The following is a 4,574-nucleotide window of genomic DNA, read 5'->3' as shown; positions in this document are numbered from 1 at the left end:
CGGGATCATCGAGCTCCACCGCCGCCTCGCCCGCGGCTATCGCAACCGCGAGAACTACCGCCTCCGCATGCTCCTCACCGCCGGCGGACTCACCCCATGACCCCCCCACCGGATGTCCGAAGAGCCCCTTATCGGCGTTTGGCATAGTCAACCTCTCTAGGTATCTGAACGGTCGAACTCTAGCGCCGGCTATCTGGCTGGTGACGATCGTTTCCGCGACCGCATCGGCCGTCTTGCTTTAGGGCAGGTCGATCTAATCCTGACCGCCCTGCGTTTGTTACGGCAGGTCGGTCGTCTCGTCCTCTTCGGTTACCGCCAGTTCGCGACGCTCGATGAGGCTGCGCACGTCGACATGCTGAGAAACCGAGGTTGCAGCCAGCACCTGCTCGATCATGCGCGTCATGAACTGTTCCGGACGCACATCTTCCGGGACTCGATCAAGCTCCACTTTGACTGTCGAGTCCTCCTCGGACCAACTGACGAGAGCGAGCCCGGTGGCGGTGTAGCCGTTGGCTCCGCCGAGGTCGCGGAGCTTACGCATCATGTCGACGGTGCGCTCGTAGGCATCGGGTTCCTGGGTGAGGATGGTCGAACGCTGGACGAAGAAGAACCCGACCGCGGCAAGCGGGTATCGGCTGCGGAGGTTGCCGGCATCGCCGTAGGCTTCTTCGAACCGGTTGGAGAGGTTCTTGCCGAAGGAGGAGACCTGCGTCTTCGTCGATAGCAGCAGTTCAGGTCCGCGGTCCCATCTGGCGATCGCGACGTCGACCTGTTTCTCGTAAGCACGGCCGAGGATCTTCGCGTCTGTGGGTGCGATGGCAGGCATCGCGATGACTTTCGCGCGCACCTCATTGGATAGGTCACGCGGCAACTTTTCCAATAGAAGCGCAACATCGCGCGGAAGGATGCGGGGACGCGTGGCGCGTGGCCACACTTCGTCCGGTGTGAAACCGGAGCGTCTGAGCTCATGCGCAAGCCACGAGTCCACACCGTTCGCCAGTGCACCGGTCGCCCACCCCTTGTTCGCAGCAATCGGGATGGTCAACAGCTGCTCCAGAAGCCCGTAATCGGGCTGGTACGCCGCGGCTTCGTCGCGCCCGTGCACCCAGGGATCGCTGAGACCCGCTGCCGCGAGTGCTTCATCGAATGGGGTAAAGGAGTCCGGCTTGGTAACCATCACGCTGCTCCCCTGCCACCACTTCGTCCACGAACGGTCCGACGAGTAGTCAATGCACGGTGATCCCCAGCAATAGCGGAGAGCTCCCCAGCCGACAGCACATCGTTGAGAAGCACAGCATCGACCAACTCCACCGCCCCCGGCAGATTGCGGCTCTGAAGCATTCGCTGCACACGCGGCTGCAACGCGGCTAGCGCCTCGCGATGCTGTGCGAGGAGAGCCGGCGAGGGCATCCACCAACGGTCAGCCTCGCGAGGTTCGATCTTGAGGATACCCCCGCCGTAGGAGCGACCGACAAGCTCAGCAGACAGCAACGTCATCGAGTTCAGCGACCCGATCGGCAGGACGTCTCGTGCGAGCTCCCGGTGGTCCTCGGTGAGGTAGACACCGTGGACGCTGTTGAGGTGACGGGCAGCAACAGTGTTCGTCGTGAGACGGGCCGTGTCGGCGTTCATGTACGTCAGGAACAGATCAGGGGCTTTTAGCACCGGCACCCGCCACCACGGCTTACGCACCCGACACTTGTATGCCTGGTCGGCGCCGGTGCGGTGGCCCTCCTCGATGTATCGGAGCGTCGAGGCCGCCGGTTTCACACTTGGGTACAGAAGCCAGGTGGCCTGCCCGTCCTGGCCGAGCCGGGTCATGGCGCTCTTAGTGAGCGCGAGCCCACGCAGGTGAGAGCTACCGGGAGGACTGATGCGCAGCAAATCTCGTTGGGGTATACCGAGCTCGCGCACGCGGGTGGGAGACAAAGTGAAATACCGATTCCCGCCCGTGACCGCGCCCAGTGACGTGTCACCGTATGTCTCCAACGGAACGAAAGCCTCGACGTCCGAGAGCCGCGCCATTGCGGCCACCGTCACCGGAGAGAGGGCCAGGGCGGTCCAGCGCTCAGTCGTGTCGATAGGCGCCCACGCCGTCCCCGTCTCCAAAGCCTCGAGCGTCGATGCGTTGCGGGCTTGTCGCAGGACGGCGCTGCCAGCGGGGACCTGTTGCCAGCCATCAGCCTTTACCAGCACGGTATCGGCTTCGGCGTCGGGAAATACTTGCTCGTCAAAGACCACGAGCTCCACGGTCGCGAAGTTTTCCAGCAGGAAACGGCGAACCGGGGCGGCGTAGTTCACACTCAGCAGTTCCGCCGGCAGCACGAGGCCCAGGCGTCCTCCAGGCTTGAGGAATCCAGCCGAGTGCGCCACGAACGCAGCCCAGCTCGATGACAGGCCAGTCAGCCCCACCCCCTGCTGCAGCGCGGCGAACCGTGCTCGGTCTCGCTGCGCACCCGTCCAGTCCTGGTAGCGAATGAACGGAGGGTTGCCGATGATTGCATCGAACGTCGCCGACGCCTCGACCATGAAGAAGTCGCTGACGGTGATATCGGCGGTGCCCCCAGCAGCGCCGATCAGCGCGCGAGCTGCCTCCGCGCTTGGTGAATGAATCTCGACGCCGTTCACGCGCGGCGACTCATTGCCGAGGTCAGTCAGGCGCTCAACAGCGGAGATGAGGAAGGCGGCCTCGCCGGTACTCGGCTCAAGCACACGATCTTCAGCGGAGCGGATCGCCCACTCGGCAATGTGGCGGGTGATGCCCTCTGGCGTGAAGAACGCACCGCGAGCTTTCCGCGCCGCAGCAACGTCGGAAGGGTGCGAATGGATCACCTCGGCGGACACCTCATCAGACTAGGGGCCGCGAAGCCACTGAGACTCCGCACACGCCCGCCGCCCGGAGAGATGCGGTGATTGTGCCGTCCACCGGCGGCGGAGCGCTGTCTAGATGTACAGCTAGTTCAGACTCGTGACCTCCTCGACCGTCAGGTTGTGGGCGCAGGGTGACGGACGGCATGACGAAACCAGTAGTTGCCAGCCCCCGAGCGATGACTACCGCTCGTCGTCGTCGTTCGAAGCCTCGAGGTTCTCTTCGGTTGCAAGCCGAACAGACAAGTCTTGTTCCTCAGTGGTCACGGTTAGATCTCTGGCCCAGAACTCTTCTTCCGCGTTCATGGGGAGCTTGAAACGCAGAATCGCATAGGCATGCTGAAGCGGACGGTTATAGCGGAACAGCCCTTCGGATGTCTTTCTAATAAGTGCTCTGCGTTCCTCGGTCTGGAGCTTTCGGAGGTAAGTCGTGAGATTGCCGGGAGGATAATCGGGCAGACCCTCCCGAATCTTTGCGAGGATCTGGGCGTGCGTCGCTCCCCGCTCCGGCAGGGCAGCGATCGCTCGAAGGATAATCGCGTAGTTGTGATACTTTCGGGTTTGAGTGACCTCTAGAGCCGCATCAAAGTCTTCCCGCATGGTGCCACCGCGCGTCCGCGAGTACGCGGTCTTGGCGGTCTCCAGCGCCTCCGCAGTCACGTACATCGGATTCGGGCTCGTCTCTCGCACACCAAGGGCCGTGCAGCATTCGCGCGCCAAGGCATGCGTGACACTCGCCACTCCCACCGAATGCTTGATGATTCGATTACGCACTGCACCGAGATCAACATTTAGTAGGTCCTTGCCCTTGTCGAGCAGCTGACCGAGGTCATCGTCTCCGAGCGGCGGAATAGGAATATCAGCCAAGCGGCCGCCCATATTGGACGGAGCTCTCAAGATCTCTCCAGCTGTTTCCGCTACGCCGAGCACAATCATCCGCAGCCGCGGGTAGTTTAGAGATTCGTCGCTGAACACCTTCATAGCGTCTGCGAGACGATTCCTGGTTTCGGGAGAAACTTTATGGAAGTCCTCGATCACCCAGACGAGACCCTTAGATCCGAGGCGCACGGCAAGCGCCTCCGAAGTCAGTTGTGCGGGCACAACTCTCTCGAAGTCCTCGGTCTGACCCGCCTCCCACGAAGCGTCAGCATGGAAGGACGCCGGCGATACAGGTCCCCCGAACTCCGCACCCCCGCTCAGCTGTCGCGTGTCTTGATTGCTGCGACCGGTTCGCACCATTGCGTTCATACGGTCGAAGGCGGAGGACAAGACTTGCTCGTACGTGGTTGTCGCTTCGCATCGGGTCGTGATTGACGGCTGCCCCTCGTTCTTCAGCACGTTCGCCACGAGTGAGCTTTTGCCGGCGCCTGACTCACCCCACACCAAGATCTGGGTTCCACGTTCGTCAAGCAAGTTCCGCAGGTCCTGCTCTTCCACGGGACGGCTGACAAACCCCTTATCCGCGGGCTGCCCGGGTGTGAACACTTCTCCCAGTGAGTATGAGCGAGGCGATGGCTCCACGGCCGGTTCCGGCTTCTCCCCGCGCCACCATCGCTTCAACCAGTTCATGCCCTGACCATTGTGGAGTTTGCCGCTCTTTGGCGGTGTTCTGTGATCGCTTTGTGTCGCTAATTGCCGATGACGAGGATGCTGGCGGCGGCTTCGATGACGTCGTCGGTGATGGTGTCGAGCTGGTTGATCTTGAG

4 protein-coding genes are annotated in these 4,574 nt (G+C 62.2%); 1 reads left to right on the top strand and 3 read right to left on the bottom strand.

Annotation, left to right across the window (positions count from 1 at the left end):
• Nucleotides 1-277: 277 nt before the first annotated feature.
• From RR49_RS00230 to RR49_RS15230, 3 genes are all read right to left on the bottom strand, one after another.
• The gene (locus tag RR49_RS00230) at nt 278-1,177 is read right to left on the bottom strand and encodes a hypothetical protein (RefSeq protein WP_045245717.1); all 900 of its coding nucleotides are present in this window, start codon (nt 1,175-1,177) and stop codon (nt 278-280) included.
• The gene (locus tag RR49_RS00225) at nt 1,177-2,844 is read right to left on the bottom strand and encodes an HsdM family class I SAM-dependent methyltransferase (RefSeq protein WP_045245716.1); all 1,668 of its coding nucleotides are present in this window, start codon (nt 2,842-2,844) and stop codon (nt 1,177-1,179) included. The genes RR49_RS00230 and RR49_RS00225 overlap by 1 nt, the downstream gene beginning before the upstream one ends.
• Nucleotides 2,845-3,051: 207 nt before the next feature.
• Nucleotides 3,052-4,437 carry an ATP-binding protein gene (locus RR49_RS15230; RefSeq protein ID WP_048809508.1) on the bottom strand — a complete coding sequence of 462 codons (1,386 nt, stop codon included), beginning with the start codon at nt 4,435-4,437 and terminating at the stop codon, nt 3,052-3,054.
• On the opposite strand from RR49_RS15230, the gene RR49_RS15915 reads away from it, so the two are divergent.
• The coding region (locus RR49_RS15915; protein ID WP_211255119.1) for a hypothetical protein at nt 4,368-4,574 on the top strand (207 nt) is incomplete at its 3' end. The genes RR49_RS15230 and RR49_RS15915 overlap by 70 nt on opposite strands.

It is taken from the genome of Microbacterium ginsengisoli (assembly GCF_000956535.1).
Taxonomy (GTDB): Bacteria; Actinomycetota; Actinomycetes; order Actinomycetales; family Microbacteriaceae; genus Microbacterium; species Microbacterium ginsengisoli.
This window is presented reverse-complemented; position numbering and strand designations above follow the sequence as displayed.